This is a genomic window from Microcoleus sp. Pol11C3, assembly GCF_036701485.1.
Taxonomy (GTDB): Bacteria; Cyanobacteriota; Cyanobacteriia; order Cyanobacteriales; family Microcoleaceae; genus Microcoleus.
In genome coordinates, this window is the sequence record NZ_JAUBQW010000008.1 from 36,235 (window position 1) to 60,971 (window position 24,737).

General features: G+C 44.2%; 19 protein-coding genes. 10 read left to right on the forward strand and 9 right to left on the reverse strand.

The features are described from left to right. Nucleotides 1–3: 3 nt before the first annotated feature. Both QUA40_RS03995 and alr read right to left on the reverse strand, forming a co-directional pair. Nucleotides 4–897: a mechanosensitive ion channel family protein gene (locus QUA40_RS03995; protein WP_333121962.1), complete on the reverse strand. Its 894-nt coding sequence runs from the start codon at nt 895–897 to the stop codon at nt 4–6. A 10-nt stretch (nt 898–907) separates the two neighbouring features. Next, on the reverse strand, nt 908–2,125 hold the full coding sequence (gene alr / locus QUA40_RS04000) for an alanine racemase (RefSeq protein ID WP_333121963.1): 1,218 nt from the start codon (nt 2,123–2,125) through the stop codon (nt 908–910). 134 nt (nt 2,126–2,259) lie between these two features. Between alr and QUA40_RS04005 the strand changes: the two genes are divergently transcribed. Further along, nucleotides 2,260–3,840, forward strand: a complete 1,581-nt coding sequence (locus QUA40_RS04005) for a peptidoglycan-binding protein (protein WP_333121965.1) — start codon at nt 2,260–2,262, stop codon at nt 3,838–3,840. A gap of 96 nt (nt 3,841–3,936) precedes the next feature. Here QUA40_RS04005 and QUA40_RS04010 read toward each other — a convergent pair whose 3' ends face one another. The 5 genes from QUA40_RS04010 to QUA40_RS04025 all read right to left on the reverse strand — a co-directional run bounded on the left by QUA40_RS04010 (nt 3,937) and on the right by QUA40_RS04025 (nt 7,947). Next, the gene (locus QUA40_RS04010) at nt 3,937–4,956 is read right to left on the reverse strand and encodes an S-layer homology domain-containing protein (RefSeq protein ID WP_333121967.1); all 1,020 of its coding nucleotides are present in this window, start codon (nt 4,954–4,956) and stop codon (nt 3,937–3,939) included. Between the two features lie 78 nt (nt 4,957–5,034). After that, a complete protein-coding gene (locus QUA40_RS28935) occupies nt 5,035–5,115 on the reverse strand; it encodes a DUF3370 family protein (RefSeq protein ID WP_445301120.1) in 81 nt (26 codons plus the stop codon). A gap of 24 nt (nt 5,116–5,139) precedes the next feature. Then, entirely contained in the window at nt 5,140–6,021 is an 882-nt protein-coding gene (locus QUA40_RS04015; RefSeq protein ID WP_333121968.1) for a hypothetical protein, read from the reverse strand. A 318-nt stretch (nt 6,022–6,339) separates the two neighbouring features. Further along, nucleotides 6,340–6,945: a DUF1517 domain-containing protein gene (locus QUA40_RS04020; RefSeq protein ID WP_333121969.1), complete on the reverse strand. Its 606-nt coding sequence runs from the start codon at nt 6,943–6,945 to the stop codon at nt 6,340–6,342. A 456-nt stretch (nt 6,946–7,401) separates the two neighbouring features. Beyond that, nucleotides 7,402–7,947, reverse strand: a complete 546-nt coding sequence (locus tag QUA40_RS04025; RefSeq protein ID WP_333121971.1) for a hypothetical protein — start codon at nt 7,945–7,947, stop codon at nt 7,402–7,404. 357 nt (nt 7,948–8,304) lie between these two features. Here QUA40_RS04025 and rfbB point away from each other — a divergent pair, with 357 nt between their 5' ends. The 4 genes from rfbB to hpsJ-A all read left to right on the forward strand — a co-directional run bounded on the left by rfbB (nt 8,305) and on the right by hpsJ-A (nt 12,179). After that, nucleotides 8,305–9,411, forward strand: coding sequence for a dTDP-glucose 4,6-dehydratase (rfbB, locus tag QUA40_RS04030; protein WP_333121972.1), 1,107 nt, complete (start codon nt 8,305–8,307; stop codon nt 9,409–9,411). Between the two features lie 385 nt (nt 9,412–9,796). Next, nucleotides 9,797–10,648, forward strand: coding sequence for a cyanoexosortase A (gene crtA / locus QUA40_RS04035; protein ID WP_333121974.1), 852 nt, complete (start codon nt 9,797–9,799; stop codon nt 10,646–10,648). After that, a complete protein-coding gene (locus QUA40_RS04040) occupies nt 10,648–11,316 on the forward strand; it encodes a cyanoexosortase A system-associated protein (protein WP_333121976.1) in 669 nt (222 codons plus the stop codon). The genes crtA and QUA40_RS04040 overlap by 1 nt, the downstream gene beginning before the upstream one ends. 185 nt (nt 11,317–11,501) lie before the next feature. Continuing rightward, nucleotides 11,502–12,179 (forward strand): HpsJ-like protein, cyanoexosortase A-associated, encoded by a 678-nt coding sequence (hpsJ-A, locus tag QUA40_RS04045; protein ID WP_333121977.1) that lies wholly within the window; start codon nt 11,502–11,504, stop codon nt 12,177–12,179. A gap of 429 nt (nt 12,180–12,608) precedes the next feature. On the opposite strand, the gene QUA40_RS04050 is transcribed toward hpsJ-A, so the two are convergent. Beyond that, nucleotides 12,609–13,250: a cofactor assembly of complex C subunit B gene (locus QUA40_RS04050; RefSeq protein ID WP_333121978.1), complete on the reverse strand. Its 642-nt coding sequence runs from the start codon at nt 13,248–13,250 to the stop codon at nt 12,609–12,611. Nucleotides 13,251–13,319: 69 nt separating this feature from the next. Further along, entirely contained in the window at nt 13,320–14,051 is a 732-nt protein-coding gene (gene rpaB / locus QUA40_RS04055) for a response regulator transcription factor RpaB (protein WP_071587789.1), read from the reverse strand. Nucleotides 14,052–14,214: 163 nt separating this feature from the next. Here rpaB and radA point away from each other — a divergent pair, with 163 nt between their 5' ends. From radA to QUA40_RS04080, 5 genes are all read left to right on the forward strand, one after another. Then, nucleotides 14,215–15,771 carry a DNA repair protein RadA gene (gene radA / locus QUA40_RS04060; protein ID WP_333121980.1) on the forward strand — a complete coding sequence of 519 codons (1,557 nt, stop codon included), beginning with the start codon at nt 14,215–14,217 and terminating at the stop codon, nt 15,769–15,771. A gap of 171 nt (nt 15,772–15,942) precedes the next feature. Further along, nucleotides 15,943–16,173, forward strand: a complete 231-nt coding sequence (locus tag QUA40_RS04065) for a type II toxin-antitoxin system prevent-host-death family antitoxin (RefSeq protein ID WP_333121981.1) — start codon at nt 15,943–15,945, stop codon at nt 16,171–16,173. 338 nt (nt 16,174–16,511) lie between these two features. Next, on the forward strand, nt 16,512–17,366 hold the full coding sequence (locus QUA40_RS04070) for a TIGR02587 family membrane protein (protein ID WP_333121982.1): 855 nt from the start codon (nt 16,512–16,514) through the stop codon (nt 17,364–17,366). Beyond that, nucleotides 17,363–17,767: a TIGR02588 family protein gene (locus QUA40_RS04075; protein WP_333121983.1), complete on the forward strand. Its 405-nt coding sequence runs from the start codon at nt 17,363–17,365 to the stop codon at nt 17,765–17,767. Before QUA40_RS04070 ends, QUA40_RS04075 begins: the two co-directional genes overlap by 4 nt. 981 nt (nt 17,768–18,748) lie before the next feature. Further along, nucleotides 18,749–24,448, forward strand: a complete 5,700-nt coding sequence (locus tag QUA40_RS04080; protein ID WP_333121984.1) for an AAA family ATPase — start codon at nt 18,749–18,751, stop codon at nt 24,446–24,448. The last annotated feature ends 289 nt before the right edge of the window (nt 24,449–24,737 follow it).

Genomic DNA, 24,737 nt, shown 5'->3' on the forward strand with positions numbered 1-24,737 from the left:
TATCTATTGTTCTTGATTTTTGTCGGCATCCATTGCCTCTTTGACGTATTGTTGAACTTGCGATCGCACTTGTTCGTAGGCCACCGACGCGCACCAAGGTCGGAGAGATAAAATAGTTGTATCGGGAGTAATCTCGGCGACCAAACAAGTCGGGGGCGGATTCTCCAACACCAGCGGGTGAGAGTGGGCAATTTCTAATAACTCAGCTACAGTTGGACGGATTGGCCGATCGCCAATATCAATCCTCAAGTCTACTCGCCTCGTTCCCATTGCCGTTGTATTTTTCAATGTACCGTTAAACAACTGATTATTCGGGACAATAATTTTTATGCGATCGTCTGTCACCACGGTTGTTGAAAAAATCCCGATGCTGTCCACCACTCCCTTAACATCCGCAGCTTCGATCGCATCTCCGACTTCAAAAGGCCGCAAACTAATCAACATTACCCCAGCCGCAAAGTGCGACAAAGTATTTTGCCACGCCAAACCAATCGCCAAACCCGCTGCACCCACCACCGCAACCACGCTGGTAGTTTGAATTCCCAACTGATTTAAAGTGGCAACTACTCCCACTACCAAAATCGTAATTTCAGCCGCTTGAACTAAGAATTTCCGCAGCGTGGCTTCGGTGCGACTCAGTGCTCGGCGAGTCACGCGGCCAGCAAAGCCGATCGCAAATCGCGTAATTAACAAAATGCCGATCGCCCACAGCACTTGAGGTACAATTTTAAACCCCAATTCTACGAATTTTTTCGAGAATTCTTGGGCTACTGCCAAGGCTTGTGTTCTTTCTGTATCTAGCTGGGAATACAAGGTTTGGCTTATTAGTATAAATGTCCCGATCGCTGTCATATTAATTGGTATTTGGTATTTGGTAATTTTTCTGTCAACTGTCAACTGTCAACTGTCAACTATCAACTGATTTTTTTTCCACTGCTACGCGGGGCAATCGGTGTTTAAAACCGCAGAGAATTTCCCACGAAATAGTTCCTAAAGTCGCGGCCCAATCGTCAGCAGTAATTTGATATTCCCCATCTTTGCCCAACAGCGTCACCACTTCGCCGACTTCTAAATTGGGAATATCGGTTACATCCAGCATTAACTGATCCATCGTTACCGCGCCCACTTGCCGCACGAATTTACCCCTGATTAAAACCTGCATTTTATTAGAAAGATTGCGCGGAATACCATCTGCATAGCCGATACCAATTACGGCAATCTGTGTCTGCCGCTGAGCTATAAATTGATAGCCGTAACTGACGCCGGTTCCTGCTTCAATTGTTTTCACCTGCGTTACCCTAGCTTTTACCTGCATTGCGGGCTTCAAATTGGCGATCGACTGCAAGTGAGGTGCTGGATAAAGACCGTAGGTAGCTAAACCGACTCGCACTAAATCGTAGTGCAAATCCGGGTCAGCGAGGGCGGCAGCAGAGTTAGCCAAGTGGAGGCGAGGGGGGTTAATTCCTGCTATTTTAATTTGCTCGATCGCCTGTTGAAACCGCTGGTGCTGCTCTCTCATAACTGCGGGGTCGGGACTATCTGCTGTCGCCAAGTGAGAGTAAATACTGGCTAATTTTAAATTGGGCAACCGCTTGACTAATTGCACAAATTCTGTAGCTTCCTGCCAGGGCGTACCCAAGCGAGACATTCCCGTATCCAAGTTAGCGTGAACTGGCAAAGATTGGTTAAGACCCGCGAGAACTTCGGAAAAAATTAAGGCTTGTTTGGCAGTACCAATAGTGGGCTGCAAGTGCCATTGGGCGATCGCCTTTACCTGTTCCGCTGTATGGGTTGCTCCCAACAGCAAAATCGGCGCTTCTATCCCAGCTTCTCGCAATTCTATTCCTTCCGGAATTGTCGCCACTCCCAGCCAACTAGCACCTGCTTGCAATGCTGTTTGACTGACTGCAACAGCACCATGCCCGTAAGCATCCGCTTTCACAACTGCCATCAGTTCTGTGTGGGGAGATAAGAGCTTTTTAAGCTGTTTTACATTGTGAGTTAAAGCTGCTAAATCGATTTCTACCCAAGCCCGCTGGCAAAGCCCCCCATAAGCCTCCCACAGCAACGTCTGGCGGGATTCTTTTGTCGTTGATTCTGCGGCTGTTGGTTCCCAACTCAACATTGTCGATCGCTCCTACTTGCTTGCACCATTAAAAACTGCTCGGATATTTTACCCTAAGTTTGATTATAATAATATTCTCTCTTTAATCAAAGTTAACTGGTGTATCATAGCACCAAAAATACCCGGTAAAAAATATGGACGGACTGGCCTACCTACATTTAGCTGAAACTTGGGAAACGGCTGCGGGTCAAACTCGATCGACTAACTCAAAAATGCACCTGAATTTAGCCTATAGTCCTTTACTTTTCTTTACGTTCGCTCTCACAATTTTAAATTTAGTCAATCCCGCACTCGCCATCAAAAAAGGCGATTCAGGTTCAGAAGTAGCCAAACTCCAGAAAAATCTGCAAACAGCAGGATATTTTAGCGGTAAAACTACAGGATTTTACGGTTCTCTCACCCGGGCTGCTGTGAAAAAGTTCCAAGCAGACAACAACCTGAAAGTTGACGGAATTGTCGGCCCTAAAACCTTGTCAGTGCTGAAAGGTAAGCCGGAAGACGCCAGCATAGAAGCTACGGAAAAAATATCGCCAAATGTCGATCGACCTGAGCCATCTTCTACGGCCACAGAAAACACAAACCAACTCGAAGATACAACTAAAAATCAGCCCCAAGAACCTCTATTTCAAGAACCCTCTTTGCCACCATTTAAAACCGAAACTCCCGAGGCTCAAGACAGCGAATTACCACCCAAAAAAGGGGTAAATTTTCCTGCAAACACTCAAGGGAAAATGACTTTGAAAAAAACTATTTACGGCAAGATATCGCCAAAATCAATAGTTTATTCGGGAGCGGGTTTGTTTTTTGCTCAAAACATGATGTACAGCCACACAATCACAGTTTACGACAGGAACTTTAAATTAGTCAAGACTATTCCCGATACAGTAAACTTATCGAAGTTCGGCTTTTCTAAATTCAAAGGCAATTATCAAGGCTCTCCAGTAGAAGCTGCTTTTTCAACAGACGGCAAATATGCCTATGTATCCAACTATCAAATGTACGGTTCGGGGTTTAGGAATCCCGGCAGCGACAGGTGCTCTCCAGCGGCCAAACACGACCAAAGTTTCCTGTACCGCATCAATACCCAAACTTTGAAAATAGAAAAGGTAATTCCTGTAGGTGCAGTTCCGAAATTCAATGCTGTTTCACCTGACAACCGCTTTGCGCTATCGAGCAATTGGTGCAGTTGGGATTTGAGCGTAGTTGATATCAATAAAAATCTCGAAGTCGAGCGTGTGAAACTGGGTGCATATCCTCGGGGTATTGTGGTCACTCCCGACTCAAAAAATGCCTATGTTGCCATCATGGGTTCTTCCGATATTGCGAAAGTGAATCTCATAGACTTTTCGGTAGAATGGCTGAAAAATATTGGCAATGCGCCGCGTCATTTGACGCTCGATCCCAATGGAAAGTATCTTTATGCCACTTTAAATGGTGAAGGAAATGTGGCAAAAATTGACCTAAAAACGGGTAAAGTGGTGGACAAAGTTTCTACAGGAAAAGCACCTCGCAGCATGACCATTTCTGATGAGGGAAAACTGCTTTATGTGGTAAACTATTTCTCGAATACTGTTAGCAAAGTTAGGACGAGCGATATGAAAGTGCTGCAAACAGTGAAGGTTAATTCAAGTCCGATCGGGATTACTTACGATCCGGAAACTAATCAGGTTTGGGTAGCTTGCTATTCGGGCAGTATTATGGTGTTTCAAGATTAATTTAGTTGTTTGGTAGTGAGGGCTTCAGTCCTGACTACAAACAAGAGCGATTAAATGTTATTGTGGGGCGTTGCTCTGAGCAACGCCCCTAAAATATTACTTGGACAACTTTAAAGGCTTCACAACATACTCAGAAGACTTAGCAGGTACTTGACCTTTTTTTGCCATAGCTTGGTAAATCATGGCTGCTACTTCAGCGCGAGTTGCTGTTCTATTAGGCTGCAAAAGTGTGCGCTTCGGGTGGTTAACAACAATGCCAGCTTCGGTGGCTGCTGCTACTTTGTTAACTGCCCATTTCGGCACTTTTGCGCTGTCTGTATAAACCTGTAAAGTTTTGGTTGCTTTCGCTGACCGTTTCAGGTTTAAACCGCTTGCCAATGCTGCGATGACTTCGACGCGGGGAATATTTTTGTCGGGACGGAACTCATTGTTTGGGTATCCTTTAAGATATCCAGCTTTGACGGTGTGGTCGATCGCAGGAGCGGCAGGGTTCTTATCTTTTACGTCTTTAAAATCAATCGGTTTTCGGATCGGCTTTTTGTCCTCGGACATTCGCTGAATTAATCGCGCTAGTTCGGCTCGCGTCATCGGTTCGTCGGGGCGAAATTTGTTGTCGGTGGAATCAGCAAAAATTTTCCGATCGACTAAAGCGACAATGAACGGACGCGCCCAATATTTGTCTGCAACATCGGAGAATCTACCTGGCCCAACTTTGGCTTTAGCTGCTTTCGGTTTGGTCGTTGCTGGAGCAGGAGTCGATCGCGCAATTGGCTTGGGAGGAACAACGATTACACCCACCGGAGGATTTTCCGGTAAAACCGGTCCTAAAGGTGCCACAGGTGCGACTTCCCGTTGTGAAGGAATGAGCGTTGTAGCGGGCGATCGCACATCCGAATTCGGCGCCGCGGGCGTTAATATTCCCGGGCTCGCGGGTGTAACAGCAGGCTGAGAAAAAACGGCTGGAAATTGCCAACTTCTGGCATTCAATCGATCGGGATTTTTACCTGTTACCCAAAATAAAATTGCTCCCATCGTGCCGAAGGCAACCAAGATCGCAATCAATTCATCCAATCCTAGAGGATTTCTTTCCCCTGACGGGGGTTGTGAAGAAGACATACTTGTCACCTACATATCAATGTAGAAATTAAATCACATATTTTTTTAGTCTGGGGGAAACAGAGAAGGCTAAATCAACTATTCCAAAGTTCTCACTCTCAATACCTGCGACGGCGTGGCATCCAGAGGATAGATAAAATCAACTTTTACCGATGTCAGTTGCTGATTTTTGCAATCTTCAACTCAGCGCCTTCTACTCCCGAAAGAGCGAGTCCGACTCGGTTGACGAGAATTCCTGCCGCTACCAAAACTCGGACTTCGCCTTTGCTGCGGGGAAGTTGAGTTGGGAGCTCGCCTCAAAGTGCTGCCACCGTAACCCGAACCGGTCGATCGATTGCCATTTGGCCGTGCTGAGGGTCTTACTGGCTGGTTATATGTGGGCGATCGCAAGCGGCCGGTCGTCCTTAAAACTTGACGGTTTCTCACCTCATGAGGCGGAGTTTGGTAGCGAGTTTGATATTGGTTAACAGCTTGGCTGTAAGTATTGCCATACCCCCCATATCCTGTCATAATTCCCGGCTGATAGACTGGCGGCATATAATATTGCGGTCTAAATAACAAACTGCCGATCGCCTGACCGGCTATAGCCCCAGCAAACGGTGCCCAGAAGCCTGATTGCTGTCTCACTACTACGGTTTGGGGCTGACCGGTTTGAGGGTTATTGACAGTTTCAGTCACGTTGTGAACGTACTCAATTTTAAAATCTTCTGTCAAATGCAAAACCGCTTGATTGTTATCCAGATTGAGATAACTTTTCTTGCCTGCCGATATTTCTTCCTCTGTTAAGCGAGCCATTTGCAAATCCCTAGTGCGGTAAACTGGGGGACTGCCACCGGGAGTATTGAGCAACATTAAACTGTATTCGCCATCCGCATCGTCGTAGGTAGCTTGCTGTACGGGATATTGACCTTGACTCAAGTTATTATTTGGTGCAGGACGCACTGTGTTAATATTTGGATTGCCAGCAGGATTTGTATAAGTTTCTGTGCGAGGTGAACCGCAGCCGGTTGCCGTCCACAAAAAAGTTAAAGCCATTAAATAAATTGTCAGTTTTCGCAGCATCATAAATAGTAATTGGTAATTAGTAAGCAAGAAGGAAGAAGCAAACAACTTCTAGCCCTGGTTCTGTGAATTGCGTGTCCTGAATCAAGGTAATTGGTAGTAATTATCAACGACTCGATTGAAATCAGATCGCCAATTCAGCTCGCCGTCAGGACTTGAGTCCTTATTTATTCCCAGCTTGAGGAATTCCGTCATCACTACAAATCTTTGTTATTTTCCCTCTTTTCTTCTCATCCGCTGGGAGTGGACATCGTTCTTGTAGCAGCTAATTCTCTTCCCCCCTGCGCCGATTCGCTTTTCTACTGGGGATTTTTCTAGTTTTTAAAGGGGAATAAGTTCGGGGAAATTGACCAACACTTGGTCGTTGGTAAGTTCGTCTCCCAACTGGGCGGGAGAAAAGTGAACTTGCACAGCTCGGAGCCTTTCTTGGTAATGTAAATTAATCAGGGCTTTTAAACCGACTTTCAACGCGCTGATGTCAGCTAGGTCAGTTTCTAGGGCAGGAACTTCGCCTTCATAAGCAACTGTCAGCATCACTACGACATTTCTAGTTACCGGCAAAGACAAGGGGGCTTTTTTATCGTAAACAGATGTGCTGTATTGAGGCTCACTGAGATAGCGATCGGCTGAATCAGTGAAAAGTTCATCCACATAATCGCCGGCTTCGCCTTCCTTCCAAAAAACATCGCCTTCATTGGCGGCTGCTTGCCAGTAGTTGTCGTATTGCAACAGGTGATTGCAAATTTCTACAAGACCTTCTCCTAAAACTGCTAGGTTGCCATCGGCATCAATTGCTTTTCTGGCGGTGTGGTTGAGAACTCCTAACAGCGGTGCAACTTCTTCGCCTGTTAGGTGAACGAACACCCGGCAAACTGCCAATCTAGTTTGACCTGTAAATTGATTGAATCGATCGCGCCAAGCATTCATAACCTATAGTTGTAATCTGTAGGGCTATATTTCCCACCGTAGCAGGCGATTTGAACTTTTGCCGTCTACCCTCAGATTGATCTGAAGAGTATTTTTAGCGATCGCCTCGGCAGCGTACTGTCTTGCTTTGAGTCATCTAATTTTATAGCAGTTTTCAATCGGATCAAATACAGTAGGGAAACGGAACTGCCTTGTCCTGACGGGTATCTACGATTTTTAATAATAATGGGTAAAAATTTGAGGATTGTAGCAAGACTTTTTAAAATAGATATTAATTCGGCATTCGTTTGCTTCGCCGGAATATGATATTGTGTGCGATCGATTAATCGGTCAATTGTTTGCAGTGCTTCGCGATCGCAATGACAAGAAATTGTAGGGGTAGATAACTTTGCCGCAAAAAACCTCCAATCGTGCAAGATTGGAGGTTTGCTGAGCGAATACTTGGGTTTGAGATAACTATTTGACGATCGCGCTTTGGACTTGTTCGCTCGCAATTTCAGAACTCAACTCGGCAACTGGCGAAACCGGCAAATCCAGCTCACCGCCCGGAGCTTCTGGGTGTTCGCGAACGGCTGCAACCGCATCTGCTGACTCAGCTACAGCACCCGCCGCCGCCAAATCGAGCAACGCCGGAACTTCCAGGTATTCAGAAACACCTGCATCTGCGATCGGATCGATCGACTCTTCAAAAACTTCAAAATTATCGGTCATCGCAGCGCAAGCAGCAGAAGCGCGCTTGCCGGCGCGGTAGCTCATGTAGGCCGCACCGCCACCCAAAACTCCCGCCAAACCGAGGAAACCGAGAGCTGCTGTTTTGTAAGATTTCCACGGATTCATTCGCTCCGAGCCGCCGGAACCTAGGATCGTTGTCGGAGAACCAGATTTAGCCGCCCCAGATTTGCTGTAGGGAGAGGGGAAAGCAGATGCGGCGTCACCTATCGCGATGCTGCTTGCGATCGCGACGACGGAAGCAAGGCCAGCTAACACTTGAAACTTCTTCATGGTGCTCTGGAGATTGTAAAGGATAATGAAAAAATTAATGGTAACAGCTCTTTACAAATCTATCAACTCGGCGCGCCGTCCAAATCGCGGATCGATCGCAAATGTCAGCTATAGCCTCACGCAATTCAAATTTAAAATTGCCCGCTTAAACATTTAGAATGTTTGCTGTGTAAGCGTTTCGGCTAAAAAAACGTTACAAGTTAAAGTTTTGTGAACCAATACTTTGATCGCGCCCAACTTAGAAAATCTGAGGTAAGACAGTAGAAAATTTAGTTACATGGCAGCAAACACTTGGTGACAAACTACTTTTAAGGCTACTTTTGTAAAGGCTTAGTTATTGGAATAACTCTTATTTTTATGACAGACAACGCGACTCAAGGCATGGAGCGAGATCCTCGCCGATTGTTGGTGACGGGCGGGGCTGGATTTATCGGCTCGAATTTTGTGCATCACTGGTGCAGTAGCTATCCGGGCGATCGAGTAATCGTACTCGACGCTTTAACCTACGCCGGAAACCGACAAACCCTGGCAACTTTGGAAGGAGGCGAAAATTTTCGGTTTGTGCAGGGGGATATTTGCGATCGTACCTTAGTCGATACCTTGCTCAAAGAAGAAAACATCACCACAGTCGCGCACTTTGCCGCAGAATCCCACGTTGACAGGTCAATTATCGGGCCTGCCGCCTTTGTTCAAACAAACGTTGTCGGAACCTTCACGCTTTTAGAAGCCTTCCGCAAGCATTTTGAAGCAATTGATGAGGCATCTCTCAAAGCACAAATGCGCTTTCTCCACGTTTCTACCGACGAAGTTTACGGTAGTCTCGGCCCCGATGACCCAGCCTTCACAGAAACAACTGCCTACTCGCCCAACAGTCCCTACTCAGCTTCCAAAGCTGGTAGCGACCACCTCGCCCGCGCTTATTTCCACACCTACGGCGTCCCGACAATTATCACCAACTGTTCAAACAATTACGGGCCCTATCACTTCCCAGAAAAGCTCATTCCATTAATGTGCATCAATATGCTATTGGGCAAACCGCTGCCAGTTTACGGCGACGGTCAAAACGTGCGAGATTGGCTCTATGTTCTCGACCACTGCCGCGCTTTAGATGCCGTTATTCACCGTGGTCAGCCTGGGGAAACCTACAATGTTGGCGGCAACAACGAGGTAAAAAATCTCGATTTAGTAAAAATGCTGTGTCAGCTAATGGACGAATTAGCTGAGGATTTACCCGCCCGTCCTTGCGAACAATTGATCACATTTGTCAAAGACAGAGCCGGGCACGATCGGCGTTATGCTATTGATGCCAACAAAATTAAAACTGAGTTAGGTTGGACTCCCTCAGTAACCGTTGAAGAAGGTTTGCGGCAGACTGTAGAATGGTACTTAGCCCATCGCCAGTGGTGGGAACCCCTGCTTTCCGAGGAATATCAAACTTACTACCGGAAAGTCTACTCTAATTAATCTCCCCTGGACGCACGGGCTACCAAAAACCAGAACCAGTAAAAAACTGGTTTTCCAGCTCAAGAGTGCGTCCAGAAAGGTTTCTGTCTTGCCTTCAAGCTTTACATTTAAACTCCCGACGCCGAAACCGGGTTAGAGAAAGGAAAATTTTTAGTTGAGTGCGATCGATCAGAGTTAAAAAACCTGTTTTCTTTAATCTTTGCGCCTAACTTCAGATTTAATTAGGTGGAGGTAACTATCACACACATTCGCCATTGTCAATCATTGTGAAGATTTAGTTAAAAATCATCCGAAACGCATAAATTCAAGTGTTTGTAGCTGATAATTTTAATAGAGTTACAAGATTAAGCATTTTAGAAGCTTTTAGGAAAAACAAAAAGCAGCAATGACTGAAATAAACTGGCTCAAGCACGTCCAAGAACCTAAATACTGGCTGTTAGGCATCGCCTCCGGTTTGATTGCCCTGCACCTAACTCTGACTTCAAGAACAAACGACACTGACCTGTTCGGCACAATGTTCCTGTTTTGGGGAGTCGTAGCATTTCTCATTTGGGAAAGGCACGAATCCTTAACTTTTGAAAGCGGAGTTTTCAGCAGCTTATTTGGGGTATCGTTAATTGCTTTAATCTTGCTCAAAAGTTCGTCGATATCTGGATACGACTTTTTTATCAGAGCAACGCCTTTTTTGTCTGCCATCAGTCTCGCATTGCTGGCTTCCGGCACAAAAGGAGTGAAACAATATTGGCAGGAACTTTTAATTCTTGCGTATACAGCTATTCCTCCCGGATTTATCGGAGTATTCGTTGATGTCGCCCTATTAACAGCAAAATTTTCAGCTTTCCTCCTGCACTATCTAGGCTTTGAAGTTGTGCGGAAAGGGGTTTTGCTAATTCTGGAAAAGGGCAGCGTAGAAGTTTATCACGGCTGCTCGGGGGTGAATGCAATGCTACAATTGTTAGGAATGGCTTTGGTATTCTTGTTGATGTTCCCTACCACGGTGGGTCAAAAAATTGTAGTACCACTCGTGGCAATAATAACTGCATTTGTAGTGAATGCCGCGCGAGTTGCTCTCATGGCCGTGCTGGTATCGCTATCTCAACCCGAAGCATTTAAATACTGGCACGCAGGAAATGGTTCGGTAATCTTTTCTATGATTGCGGTATTTATTTTCGGGTTATTCTGCTGGTTTGCAATTTTGAAAGACCAACCCCCAAATAAGGAAGGACAGAATTGCTAATGGCTATTACCTCTTGGAAACCACTTAGGCTTTCCCTGTTGGCTGTTACTTTGGGAGGGGTTTTGTTGGTTGCCGGAAAATTGGTTTTCTATCCATCGGACGGCAAGAATGTGGCAACCCCGTTTGAGTTTCCCGAGTCGGTGCCTCTAGCCGATTGGAAACTAAACAAGAGCGCGCCCCTGAAACTTAGCGACAATTCAGAATTCAAAGCGGCCAGGAAATATGAATATCAAAAAAATAGCACAGCTCTAGAAATAGAGATGCGCTATGCGGTAAACACCATTGGGGATGTGGAAGGTATGATGAAAGGACATACTGTTCTCAAGTCGTCTCCTGGTAAACTAGCATTAGTAAACACTCAAGGCGCGGGGTTTCACGGAATTTTGCAACAGCAAAATCGACTGTATTTGAGCTCGTGTATCAATCCTCGGGGCGGTGCTACAATCACTTCCCAACAGTTTAGATATAATCGAAATACTAGCGATTGGCAGCCGAACCGCATTCTGTTTTGGTTGTTGGGTAGGGGAAATATTCAAGACCGGCGCTGTTTGTGGACTCAGATGTCTGTGCCTTTGGATAAAACAACTCCAGAAGATGCCAAAAAAATTCTAGAGAATGCTTGGGTTTCTTGGTATGAGTGGTGGCAGCCGCGATTCCCCGAGCCTTGACTCGATTCAGTCGATTTTAGCTTTTAGCTTTTAGCTTTTAGCTTTTAGATTTACTCCAAAGGACAATCTGGAAGCTGGAACAAAAGTCTAAAATTTTTGACTCTCCACGACTGTTGTCGGGGACTTGTATCCGTTCTTGGGCGGGGTCAAGAGAGATTTTTCTTAACAACAACTCTGATTATTTTATGAATGACTTACAAGGCGAACAAGGTTTTTCTATCTACAGACTGCGTTGGATTGGCTACGGTCTATTAATTTTGTCTGTATTAGATACGATCGCAGTTCTTATACCAGCCAATTTTGGCAATCGTCTCTGGGAATTGCAGACGATTGGGGCAGTAGTGGAACGGGTGCCCGTTCCTTTACTGGCAATGGCGCTGATATTTTTTGGCGAAGGTTACGACCGCAGAGGTTTGGAAGAGGTTTTTTTGAAGGTTTTGTCTTGGGTATGTCTGCTGCTAGGTCTGGTTTTTCTATTGATGTTGCCTTTGGGAATTTTTGGCACTATCTACGTCAACAACCAAAACAACCAGCAAATTAATACTCAAGCAAACCAACAATTAGCTCAGTTGCAGCAGGTGGAAGATCGGCTGAATAAGGGTAGTCCTGAAGATTTAAGGAATTTGGCGGGGGAACTTACCCGTTTGGGGGTACAAGCGGATGCACAAAACCCACAGCAATTGAAAGAGCAAATTCTTTCGAGAATTACTCCGGCTAAGGAACGGTTACAGACGCAAAGTGCTGCGGTTCAGTCAAGTCAGCGCTTGGGGTTATTTAAAAATGCTATTAAGTGGCTGCTGGGCGCGCTGATTTCTAGTGTTTTGTTTTTTACGATCTGGCGCGGTACTGATTGGGCTCGCTAGTAGTTTTGAGTTTTGAGTTGAGAGTTTTGAGCTAGTAAGGTGCAGCGCACCCGGAGAGCGTTGTTGAGCACTAAGATGCGCCCTGTACACGCAGCCCGCTCTGGAGTGGTTAAGAAGACCCTCAAACTCGGGAAATTTCGTTGGGGGAGCGCTCCCTCTTCTTCTTTTCAAAAGATATCGGTAATAAATCTTGTTTATTGCCGATAACCAACACCTAGAATGAGGCAAATTCGTCGTTAGCGCAGCCCTCGAAGAGGGTCGCACCTTGATAGAGCTGGCATTGTGCAATCCACAATCCAAAATCTAAAATCCAAAATCTAAAATCTAAAATCTAAAATCTAAAATCTAAAATCTAAAATCTAAAATCTAAAATCTAAAATCTAAAATCTAGAATCCAAAATCTAAAATCTAAAATCTAAAATCTAAAATCTAAAATTGATTGATGGTATTTTCTAGTTTGTCGGCAATGCCTTCAATCCAGTTTTCATCTTGTTTGGTGTAGCTGCGGGGCGCGTTAGCACCTAAGATTAAAACGCCTTGGCTGCCGATAGGTTGACAGATGACTCCTTGGGTATTTTCTGGCAAATAGTCAAATTCAATTTTGCCGGGATAAATATTGAGATTTACTAAATAAACTGGTTTATTTTTGTCGAACACTCGCTGCAATATAGGCCCTGGTTTGACTTCGGGATTGATGCCTAAAATGCCGCGCCGCAATAGGACTTTTCCCTGATACACAATTACGATCGACCTTGTGGCGGTATTTGTCAACAGCAAACGCGACGCCCAGGCTAATTCTATTTTCACGGCATCCGGCAAATCCGGCGCAAATTCAAAACCTTCTTCGCCGATAAGTTTTACGGAATCGGGCGATCGCGCTTGTACCTGCTGCCACAGCAAACCTGTTAAAATCAGCAAAGCGCTGATGATTACTCCCAAAGCGTCCGATCGAGCTTGAGAATCTGTAATTTGCTGTGTCAGCAAGCGGTTGACCATTAGCAGCGTACCTGCTAACCCTCCTGCAACTAAGGGCAATTGCCGCAAAACTTTATTGGGATCAGATTTAGTCATTAGTCATTAGTCATTGGTAATTGGTAGTTGGTAATTTAACTAATGCCAACTGCCAACTGCCAACTGACTTTATCCTACTTCTCCAATTTCGACAATTCGCTGGAAAAGATAGCCTGTGCCGCGGGCGGTGAGAATTAATTCGGGATTGCTGGGGTCGTCTTCCAACTTTGCCCTCAGCCGCGAGATGTGAACGTCCACTACGCGGGTGTCTACGTGGCGTTCGGGCGTGTATCCCCACACTTCCTGCAAAATTTCTGATCGCGAAAAAGGCTCTCCAGAACGGCTGACAAGCAGTTCTAACAGGCTGAATTCCATGCCCGTGAGCCGAATTCGTTCGTCGCCCTTGTAAACTTGGCGCTTGTTGGTGTCAATCCTAATATTGGTGACGTGGATGACTCCAGAACTGGGAATTCCCGAGGCGCCGTTTTTGTCAACCCGGCGCAGTACCGAACGGATGCGGGCTTCGAGTTCTTTGGGAGAGAAAGGTTTGACGACGTAATCGTCTGCGCCCAATTCTAAACCGGTGATGCGATCGGCTACGTCTCCCAAAGCAGTTAGCATGATGATGGGTACGTCTGACTCTTTACGCAACTCCTGACAGACGCCGTAACCGTCTAGCTTCGGCATCATCACGTCCAAAACCACTAAGTCGGGTTCGGTGTTGCGAAATGTTTCGAGAGCTTCTTCGCCGTCAGCAGCGGTGACGACATCGTAGCCAATCATGGAAAGGCGAGTCTCCAGAATGCGGCGGATACTGGCTTCGTCATCGACTACCAGAATTTTTTCTTTATGGTTTTCCAAGTTACCGAGCACTCCTTAAGTTACATTTCAGATAATGTTATTTTTTTGTACCCTATCATAGAAGACACAAATTGAATCCTGTGTGGGGATCGGTCTGAAAGCTTGATAATTGCTTTAACTCAGACTTTTCCAAATTTTAAGGGTGACTATTTATCATAAAACAATGCCTAAGCCTCGAATACAATATATTTGTCGGGAATGCGGCTATGATTCACCACAATATTTTGGCAGATGTCCGAGCTGTCAGAAGTGGGATTCTTTTGACGAGCAGTTAGAACAACCTACTGCTGGTGTGCCGCGGGCTGGTTTAACTGGGGTGACAACTAAGACAGTGGGCGGTTCGCCCCCTGATAAGTCGAAGGGTCAACCAAGGGTATCTTTCAGATTATCGCAGATTTCCGACCAAACTCAGTCTCGCTGGCCTTCTGGTTACGGGGAGCTCGATCGAGTTTTGGGAGGCGGGATTGTTCCGGGTTCGCTGGTGTTGATTGGCGGGGAACCGGGAATCGGGAAATCGACGCTGCTGTTGCAGGTGGCGAATATGTTGGCCCGCAAGGATAGGATACTGTATGTCAGTGCGGAGGAGTCTGGCCAGCAGGTAAAGTTGCGATCGCAGCGTTTAGGTGTAGCTAATCCGGTTGATTTGTCAACTAATGGCGGACATAAATCTGGCAGTAACGGGGAAGTTAAAACAGATTTTGAGGACAATTCAGCGGAGAATTTCTATTTGCTTCCAGAGACGGATTTAGAGGTTGTTTTGCGGGAGTTGGAGTCGCTGAAACCGAATGTGGCGGTAATTGACAGCATTCAAACTATTTATTTTGCTAGTTTAACATCAGCTCCAGGTTCGGTGGCTCAGGTGCGGGAATGTACATCTGCTTTGATGCAGGTGGCGAAAAGGGAAAATATTACTTTATTTATTGTCGGTCACGTTACGAAAGATGGAGCTTTGGCGGGGCCGAGGGTTTTGGAACATTTGGTAGATACTGTACTTTATTTTGAGGGCGATCGTTTTGCTTCTCATCGGCTTTTGCGATCGATGAAAAACCGTTTTGGCGCGACTCACGAAATCGGTGTTTTTGAAATGGTAGCAAACGGTTTGCGAGAAGTAGATAATCCGTCGGAGTTATTTTTAGGCAATAGAGATGAATTTTCTCCCGGTACTTCGACGACTGTTACTTGCGAAGGAACTCGACCGATTTTAGTAGAAATTCAGGCGTTAGTTAGCCCTGCAAGTTTCGGTTCGCCACGCCGCACTACTACTGGTGTGGACAATGCTAGATTGCAGCAAATTTTAGCTGTTTTGGAGAAAAGAGTGGGGATTCCTTTATCTAAATTAGATGTGATTTTGGCGACGGTGGGCGGGTTGAAGGTGGACGAACCGGCTGCGGATTTGGCGGTGGCGATCGCCGTTGTGGCCAGTTTTCGCGATCGGGTAATCGATGCGCGCACAGTTTTGCTGGGGGAAGTTGGTTTGGGGGGACAGGTGCGGCCAGTTTCGCAATTAGAGTTGCGGCTGAGGGAGGCGGCTAAGTTGGGGTTCAAAAGGGCGATCGTTCCTAAGAATCAACCGGTGCCAGATTTGGGGATGGAGATTATTCCCGTAGCGAAAGTAATCGATGCAATTATTGCAGCGATTCCGGCTACTCCGGCTCAGTTGCAGCCTGGTGATTTGGAGTTTCAGCCTGTGGATTTGGAGTCAGAAGATTTATCGAATTGAGTTAGAATGGTGATGTTGTAATGATCGCGAATTAAATAACTTACAATTTTAATTGTTATTGTGGGATGGGCGTCCCGCCCGTCCAAAAAAGACGGGCGGGACGCCCATCCCACAAACTTGTGGAAGTTATTTAATTGTCATTCCTAAATTGATATTAAGGAGGCCCAATTTATGTATTTATTAGACATAGTTGAGGCTAAAGAAAAGCTTCTGGAATTAATCGAAGCGGCGATGATAGGTGAAGAAGTTGCGATTAGTAAAGATAATCAGCCTCTTGTAAAATTAGTAGGAATTACCAAACAAGCTAAACCGAATCGGCAAGCAGGAAGTGCTAAAGGCATGGTTTGGATGTCCGATGATTTTGACGAACCGCTAGAAGAATTTAAGGAGTATATGGAATGAGGCTGTTGTTGGACACTCATGCCTTTATTTGGCGAAGGCGATCGATGCAATTATTGCGGCGAGTCCGGCTAAACGGGTTGAGTTGCAGTCTGTTTATGTGAAGGAAGAGGAGTTGTCTAATTGAGTTAGAATGATATTGTAAATTAACAGTAAGGAGGTACGAGTTATGTATCAAGTAGATATTGTTGAGGCCAAAGAGCCGATTGCGGAATTAATCAAAGCGACGATGAGATGTTTAATCGCTTATGCACAAAGTTGAGTGCAGATGCTATCTACGATAACACTTGAAATATGTCAAATTAGAAATTGCCTTTTTTGAGGTGCGTTTACAATCAAACATGAAAAAATCAAAAAGACGCAAAAATCAGTGGTCAAATGAACTAAACGACATCATTCGAGGTGCATCGGGTGGCTTTTTGTTCGGTATTCCGCTGCTTTATACGATGGAGGTTTGGTGGATAGGTTCCTCTACTAAACCAGCGCAAATGTCGATCGCGATCGCAACTACTTTTGTCGTCGTTTTCTTGCTGACTCGCACTGAAGGTTTTCGCAAAACTAACGACATCCGCTGGCTAGATGCTGCAATCGATACCGTAGAAGCGATCGCCATCGGCATTGTCTGCGCGGCTTTGATCCTGTTTTTGCTCAGGGAAATTACGCCGGAGACTCCACTGCAAGAAACTCTGGGGAAAATCATCTTTGAAGGCCTGCCCTTTGCCTTGGGAGTTGCCCTGGCCAACGGTTTCTTGAGTGGCGATCGCTATCAAAGTTCAGACAGCGAACAGGAACCTACCATTAATGCAACTCTAGCAGATATCGGCGCTACTTTAATCGGCGCGATGATCATTGCTTTCAACATCGCCCCAACTGACGAAATTCCCATGCTAGCGGCAGGTATTTCGCCACCTAGGCAATTAGCAATTATCGCCGCTTCGCTGCTAATTTCCTACGGTATTGTATTTGTAGCAGGCTTTACTTATCAAGCAAAACGGCAGCAGCAGCAAGGGATTTTTCAGCGTCCCCTCAGCGAAACTGTTATGGCGTATTTAGTGTCGCTGGCGGCTTCTGCATTTATGATGTTTTTTTTCCACAAACTCAGTTTTGACGACCCGTGGTCGATTTGGTTGAACTATACGTTAGTATTGGGATTGCCGGCGACTATTGGCGGCGCCGCGGGGAGGTTGGCGGTATGAGTCAAAGTAATAACGAACAGCAACAAAAAAGAACTCCTGCTGAATGGGTGACATTTGCGATCGCCTGCTTCATCCTTTTTACCCTCACCGGACTCGTACTCTACAACTGGGTAACTAAAAAGCAGGAACCTCCGGTTATTTCTGTTACTCGCAACTCGCCAATCCGCGAAACTCAAGGGCAATTTTACGTGCCGTTTACAGTAACTAACACGGGCGGCGAAACGGCAGAGTCCGTGCAAATTATTGCCGAACTGCGCGTCAACGGCGAAGTCTTGGAATCCGGCGATCAGCAAATTGATTTTTTGTCAAGTGGCGAAACTCAAGAAGGAGCTTTTATTTTCAGTCGCGACCCCAGTCAAGGTGAGTTGATTGTGCGATCGAGCAGTTATAAACTACCTTAGTAGTGCTAAGTAAGTAATCATACATCGTAGTGATGTACAAAATATCACATGGCACTGATGTGATTTTCTAGCGATTAGGAAAAAGACCAGGTTTTTCCGGTAGTGCCCTAGATGTAAGGATGGTATATTAGCAGTGGTTCTTGCTAATCTATCCCTGACTACGCCTCTTTGTCGTAACTGTTATTCTTACCAGACTGTCAAAAACGGTCGCATTCACAACAGTAAAAAACTGTTTAAGTGCCTTAAGTGCGATCGGCAACTCGTTGAACATCCGCATTCATAAAGTGATTGAGAAATAGACACGAGAACTAATTGATCGATTGTTGTTAAAACGTATTTCACTTGCGGGGATTGCTCGCGCGGTTCCGATTTCTCAACAATGGTTCCAAACATAAGTTAATGAGAAATATGCTGGGGTACCCCGAAGCGTGGATTGAAGCCGTAGGAGAAGCGAGTTATTTACCTGTCTCCTTTTTCTCCCGATTTAAATCCGATTAAAAGCACAAGAGTCTAAGCTCAAATAAGATATACATTCGGTGGGTACACGTAAGTAGTGACACCTAAGAGTCAGTAATTGTACGGATTCGACTCCATCGCTCTCAAACTATCAAAAAGTGGTTGACTGATTGTTGTTACTGTACCTCATACGGTTGAAAATCGCTGTCACCAAAGATGGGTAGGGGCGGTTTGAAAAAGGCTAAATGTTTCCTAGCAATGATTACGGGCTAAACCTGCCTCTACCTACAGACTATTTATATTTTTTTGCCTCTCCCTCTCTACTTAGGGGCGAGGTGTGGTATCCTATTTAGATATAAAGGGTCATATATTCTACCCGAGCTAATACTTCTTTTAAGGTAATTAACGAAAAACTTTTTTTCAGGTTTCTCTTTTAGAGAAAGAATGAAAGTTTTAGCAAAAATTTCCCAACATTTACTTTCGCACAAAATCAACTACTATAGTTTTAACATAGGTTCAATAATTATGAATATCAAAGCCAATTACAAGCTTCTAGAGAAACTTAATGAGGGTTTAAATACAGTAGTTTATCGCGCCGAGAGGAGAGCTGATCAGACTGCTGTAATCATCAAGCTTTTGAGAGCCGACTATCCTACTCTCGAAGAGATTATGCAGTTGAGACATGAATATGAAATCTCCCGACATCTCAATTTAGAAGGTATTGTCAAGCCCTATGGATTGGAAAATCATCGTAATGGTCTAGCACTGATATTGGAAGATTCAAAAGGAGAAGCCCTCAAAAACTTTTTGAATGGTCGCCAACTTGAACTCAAAGAGTTTTTGGAAATTGCTATTCAGTTAGCAGATGCTCTGGGTAAGTTGCACGACAACCAAATTATTCATAAAGATATTAAGCCGACAAATATCATCATTACTCCTGCTACGCTCGACGTAAAAATTACTGACTTTAGCATTGCCACGCGCTTGTCTAGAGAAACCTCAACACTCAGCCATCCCACTTTACTAGAAGGCACACTCGCCTATATATCGCCAGAGCAAACAGGGCGGATGAATCGCTCAATTGACTATCGCACCGACTTTTACTCTTTAGGTATCACATTCTATGAAATGCTGTGCGGTGAAGTGCCATTTAAGGCTACAGATCCGATGGAATTAGTTCACTGCCACATCGCTAAACAGCCTGTCCCCCTCTGGGAAATTATATGGGCAAAAGAGCAAAATAACAGAGTAGAAAATACCAGCGCTCATCCCACATTTAAAATTCCAAATGATGAGATTATAAAAGCGATTTGTGACATAGTGATGAAATTATTAGCCAAAACTGCTGAAGATAGATATCAAAGTGGTTATGGTCTCAAAGCGGATCTAGAACAATGTTTAAATCAATTAAAACAAACTGGCAATATTTCAAACTTCATTCCGGGTGAGCGTGATAAGTCCGGTCAATTTTTGATCCCACAAAAACTGTACGGACGAGAAGCACAAGTAGCCACACTGATGGATGCCTTTGAGCGGGTTAGCACGGGAACAGCCGAACTCATGCTCGTTTCCGGTTACTCAGGAATAGGTAAATCTTGCTTAGTTTATGAAATCCACAAACCCATTGTCGGAGCAAGAGGTTATTTTATCGCAGGCAAGTTTGACCAATTTAAACGGAATACTCCCTATGCAGCTTTAATTCAAGCTTTTGAAGAACTCATTCGGCAATTATTAACAGAAAGTTCGGAAAAAATTAAATATTGGAAACAAAAAATTTTAAATGCTTTAGGGTTAAATACTAAAGTTATAATTGACGTTATTCCAGAATTGGAATTGATCGTTGGTCAGCAACCAGAAGTTTCTCAATTAGGAGCAAGTGAATCGCAAAACCGTTTCAATCTTACCTTTAAACAATTCATTCATATTTTTACCCAAAAAGCACATCCGCTAGTTTTATTTTTAGATGATTTGCAGTGGGCAGATTCAGCTTCTTTGAAATTGATTCATGTGCTACTTACTGACCGAGATAGCCAATATTTATTGGTGATTGGGGCCTATAGAAATAACGAAGTCAGCCCAACTCATCCGTTAATGCAGACTTTAGATAGTATTTATTCATGCGGAGCGATAATCAATAATATTGTCCTCCAACCATTGACACTTAGTACAGTCAATCAATTAGTTACTGATACCTTGGGTGACAACAGCTCATCAGCAGTTCCCTCTCTTGCTTATTTTGCTGAGCAACGCGGAGAAATTGAGGGAGAAAGTTGGGTTGCTAAACACAAGAACACTGAAAGAGAAAAGTGTAAGTTATTAGCTGAGTTAGTTTTCAATAAAACTCAAGGTAATCCCTTTTTTATCACTCAACTGCTCACATCCCTTTACGCAGAAAAACAGTTGACATTTGACTTTAGCATTGGCAGATGGCAGTGGGATATGGGGGCAATTCAAAGTGTTGCGATCGCAGATTATAATGTCGTCGAACTCATAGCCAGAAACATTCAAAAACTGCCTCCCGACACCCAGCAAGTTTTAAAGTTAGCAGCTTGTATTGGCAACCGCTTTAATTTAGACGTTTTGGCAATAGTCAGTGAAAAATCTATATCAGAAACGGCATCTGCTTTATGGGAGGGACTTCAGGCGGGTCTAATTTTACCCATCGGGGAAAGTGCCTATAAACTTCCTTTACTCTTCAGTGGTAATGAGTCATTGGTAATGGGGACTGGTCAAGGAACCCAATCAGAAATTAATACTTACAAAGTAGCCTACAAATTTTTGCACGATCGCGTACAGCAAGCGGCTTATTCTCTAATTTCTTCTGATAACCAAAAAACTACCCACCTAAAAATTGGTCAACTACTGTTACACAATACAGATCAAGACACCCTAGAAGAAAATGTCTTTGATATTGTTAACCAGCTAAATATCGGAGTAGATTTCATTACCGAGCAAGAAGAAAAATACAAGCTGGCTCAATTAAATTTAATAGCTGCTCGAAAAGCCAAAGCAGCATCAGCTTATGAAGCAGCAGTCACACAATTAAGAGTAGGGTTAAAACTATTACCAGAAAACACTTGGCAGAGTAACTACGATCTGACCCTCGCACTCTATGTAGAAGCGGTGGAAGCGGAATATCTCAATACCAATTATGAAAGGTCAGCCGCTCTTGCTGAAGTTGTTGTGAGCCAAGCTAACACCCTGCTCGAAAGAGTGAAAGTATACGAGCTACAAATCCAGTTTTATATGGCTCAAAATCAGATGTTAAAAGCCATTGATACTGGGCTGCAAGTGTTGGATATGCTGGGTGTTTCCTTCTCAAATGAAGCGGGTGACGGGGGTTTTGTCGTTGAGTTGCCTTCTCTCGCGGACTTGGACGATATCCCAGAGATGACAGACCCTTATAAAATGGCGGCTTTAAGGATAATGATGAGCGTCATCTCTCCTGCTTGTACGGTGAAGCCAGAACTTGTGCCACTGCTTGTACTTACCCAAACGAAGCTTTGTGTTGCATACGGTCATTCAGCACTAACGGCTTTTACATATGCTTTTTATGGCAATTTTAGGTATTCGATGACTGGAGACATAGATGCCGGATATCATGCAGGTCAGCTAGCTTTAAAGCTGCTGGATAAGTTTAATGTCAGAGAATTTCGCTGTAAAGTATCCAATTTATTTTATGGTACGCTCAGACCCTGGAAAGCTCATGTTAAAGACACATTAACATCTTTGCGAGAAGGGCTTCAAAGTGGACTAGAAACTGGAGATATAGAATATGCTGGTTATAATGCTACTATTTATTGCGCTAGCATATTCTTGACTGGGGAGCGATTAGATAGTGTAGAGCAGCAGCAAGGGCAATATCTTGATTTAGCCATCAAACTAAAACAAGACTATTCTATCTACTACATCAAGATATTTCACCAAATGACATTCAATCTTCAAAATCAAGCTGAAGATAAATGTCAGTTGGTTGGCGAGAGTTTTAATGAAACACAAATATTGCAGGTTTTTATTGAAACTAACAATAGAATTTTGCTGTTTATTACCTATCTTGCCAAGACAATTCTCTTTTATCTGTTTAGACAACCTAAAAATGCTGTTGCCAAGGCTAGTTTAGCAGCAGAACACGCAGTCAGTGTAATGAGCATGGTAGTTTCTGCTCCTCACAACTTTTATTACTCGCTGGCTCTCCTTGCTGAGTATCCCAACGTTTCAAGCTCGGAGCAACAACAATACATCAGCTTAGTAGAAGCTAATCAAGAACAAATGCAGAAATGGGCATTTCATGCCCCGTGTAACTTCCAGCATAAGTATGAGCTTGTGGAGGCGGAGAAAGCACGCATTCAAGGGCAAATTGTAGAAGCAATGGAATATTATGACCGAGCTATAAAGGGAGCTCAAGAACAAGGATACATTCAGGAACAAGCACTAGCATCGGAACTAGCAGCCGAGTTTTATTTCTCCCTCGGCAGAGACAAGTTTGCTCAAATTTATCTAACACAGGCTTACTACGGATATATTCGTTGGGGAGCTACAGCTAAAGTTAAAGATTTAGAATCTAGATATCCTTTGGTATTTTCCGAGATGCTGATGCGACAATCCATAGGCCTAGATATTAATAGGACAACAACAACATCGACCACGGGAGGAAGTTCGGCGGTTTTGGATTTGTCCAGTGTGAACAAAGCATCTCTGGCTTTGGCTGAGGAAATAGTTCTCGATAAGTTGCTGGATAAATTACTTAAAATTGTAATGGAAAATGCTGGAGCTACAACGGGCTGCTTAATCTTAAAAAAAGAGGGAAGTTTATTTATAGAAGCTAAAGCTTCTGTGGATAAAGAGGCAGTTGTATTGTGTTCAGAAGCACCAGTTGAAGACAGCGATTATCTGCCCATTTCCATAATTAATTATGTGGACATAGCTAAACAAAATGTGGTTTTAAATGATGCAGCAGTGTCACAAAGATTCATAAACGATCCTTACATCCTAAGAACAAAACCCCAGTCAATATTATCTATGCCTATTATTAATCAAGGCAAGCTGATTGCTATTATTTACTTAGAAAATAATATATTAACTGGTGCCTTTACAATGGAGAGGCTGGAATTATTAACAATACTTTCTTCACAGATAGCTATATCGCTTAAAAATGCCATGCTCTATGGGAGATTGGAAACCGCTACTCAAAACTTGAAAACAGCTAATGAACAATTAGAAGATTACAACCAAACGCTTGAACAAAAAGTAGAAGAGAGGACTCTGGAACTCAAACAAAAAAATAGCCTGCTGAGAGAACAAGCAATTCAACTTCAACGCACCCTAAAAGAATTGCAAGCAACACAGACTCAGCTAATTCAAACTGAAAAAATGTCAAGTCTGGGACAAATGGTTGCTGGTATCGCTCACGAAATTAACAACCCAATCAACTTTATCTACGGCAATCTTACCCCCGCTAGCGACTATTTTCATAACTTACTGGGGTTGCTAAATCTCTATCAGGAGCAATTGCCTAATGCAACTCCTGAAATTCTGAGTTTTGCAGAAAGTATCGATATGGAATTCTTAATTTCCGATTTTCCTAGACTGCTTGAGTCGATGCAGCTAGGCGCAGAACGCATCCGCCAGATTGTCTTGTCGCTGCGGAATTTCTCGCGCTTGGATGAGGCGGAAATGAAACCAGTAAATATCCATGAAGGGATCGAGAGCACTCTACTACTGTTGCAAAATCAGCTAAAAGCTAAGCCAGACCATCCTGGAATTGAAATTATTAAAGAGTATGGTCAGCTCCCTGAAATAGAATGTTACGCCGGCTTCCTGAACCAAGCATTTATGAATATACTCAGCAATGCGATTGATTCTATAGAGGAATCATTAGTGACTTTTCCTATAGCATCAATTCACAATAAAAAGTCACAAGTTCGTATTCGCACCAGTGTCATAAATACTAACCAAGTAGAGATTCGGATTGCCGACAATGGAGCGGGGATGACTGAGGAAGTAAGGCAGAAGGTTTTTGACCCTTTCTTTACTACGAAACCTGTCGGCTCAGGCACGGGTCTGGGGTTGGCTATTAGCTACCAAATTGTAGTAGAAAAACATCATGGTAGGCTGACTTGTATTTCGGCGCCTGGACATGGAGCAGAGTTCGTGATTGAGATTCCTCTCCACCAGGGAACTGAGCGCTTGGGGGGGGCTAAAGCCCAACTACCTACCTGTGATTGAGATTCCTCTCCACCAGGGAACTGAGCGCTTGGGGGGCTAAAGCCCAACTACCTACCTGACTTAAGGGTTGATTCCAAGGTAGGTAGTTGCGCTTGGGCGCTCTTTGGGGGCTAAAGCCCAACTACCTACCTAAATGTAGATGAAATAGTGACCGCGATCGCAGAAATACCGCGATTAACATATATCATAAAGTGATTAGGTGATGGGGCAGCAAAAGTTTACCGAGCTTAGCTTTATTGGATGGTGCTAGGCGCTATCACTCTCACCTGACTACCAATTTATTTAAATA

Excerpts from the sequence above, each read along its gene's own strand:
- rfbB (WP_333121972.1), top strand. The coding sequence starts at position 8,305 with ATGACAGACAACGCGACTCAAGGCATGGAGCGAGATCCTCGCCGATTG.
- QUA40_RS04025 (WP_333121971.1), bottom strand. The coding sequence starts at position 7,947 with ATGAAGAAGTTTCAAGTGTTAGCTGGCCTTGCTTCCGTCGTCGCGATC.
- QUA40_RS04070 (WP_333121982.1), top strand. The coding sequence starts at position 16,512 with ATGAAAAAATCAAAAAGACGCAAAAATCAGTGGTCAAATGAACTAAAC.
- hpsJ-A (WP_333121977.1), top strand. The coding sequence starts at position 11,502 with ATGAATGACTTACAAGGCGAACAAGGTTTTTCTATCTACAGACTGCGT.
- QUA40_RS04010 (WP_333121967.1), bottom strand. The coding sequence starts at position 4,956 with ATGTCTTCTTCACAACCCCCGTCAGGGGAAAGAAATCCTCTAGGATTG.
- crtA (WP_333121974.1), top strand. The coding sequence starts at position 9,797 with ATGACTGAAATAAACTGGCTCAAGCACGTCCAAGAACCTAAATACTGG.
- QUA40_RS04015 (WP_333121968.1), bottom strand. The coding sequence starts at position 6,021 with ATGATGCTGCGAAAACTGACAATTTATTTAATGGCTTTAACTTTTTTG.
- QUA40_RS04065 (WP_333121981.1), top strand. The coding sequence starts at position 15,943 with ATGTATTTATTAGACATAGTTGAGGCTAAAGAAAAGCTTCTGGAATTA.
- alr (WP_333121963.1), bottom strand. The coding sequence starts at position 2,125 with ATGTTGAGTTGGGAACCAACAGCCGCAGAATCAACGACAAAAGAATCC.
- radA (WP_333121980.1), top strand. The coding sequence starts at position 14,215 with ATGCCTAAGCCTCGAATACAATATATTTGTCGGGAATGCGGCTATGAT.
- QUA40_RS04040 (WP_333121976.1), top strand. The coding sequence starts at position 10,648 with ATGGCTATTACCTCTTGGAAACCACTTAGGCTTTCCCTGTTGGCTGTT.
- QUA40_RS04080 (WP_333121984.1), top strand. The coding sequence starts at position 18,749 with ATGAATATCAAAGCCAATTACAAGCTTCTAGAGAAACTTAATGAGGGT.
- QUA40_RS04020 (WP_333121969.1), bottom strand. The coding sequence starts at position 6,945 with ATGAATGCTTGGCGCGATCGATTCAATCAATTTACAGGTCAAACTAGA.
- QUA40_RS04050 (WP_333121978.1), bottom strand. The coding sequence starts at position 13,250 with ATGACTAAATCTGATCCCAATAAAGTTTTGCGGCAATTGCCCTTAGTT.
- QUA40_RS04005 (WP_333121965.1), top strand. The coding sequence starts at position 2,260 with ATGGACGGACTGGCCTACCTACATTTAGCTGAAACTTGGGAAACGGCT.
- QUA40_RS04075 (WP_333121983.1), top strand. The coding sequence starts at position 17,363 with ATGAGTCAAAGTAATAACGAACAGCAACAAAAAAGAACTCCTGCTGAA.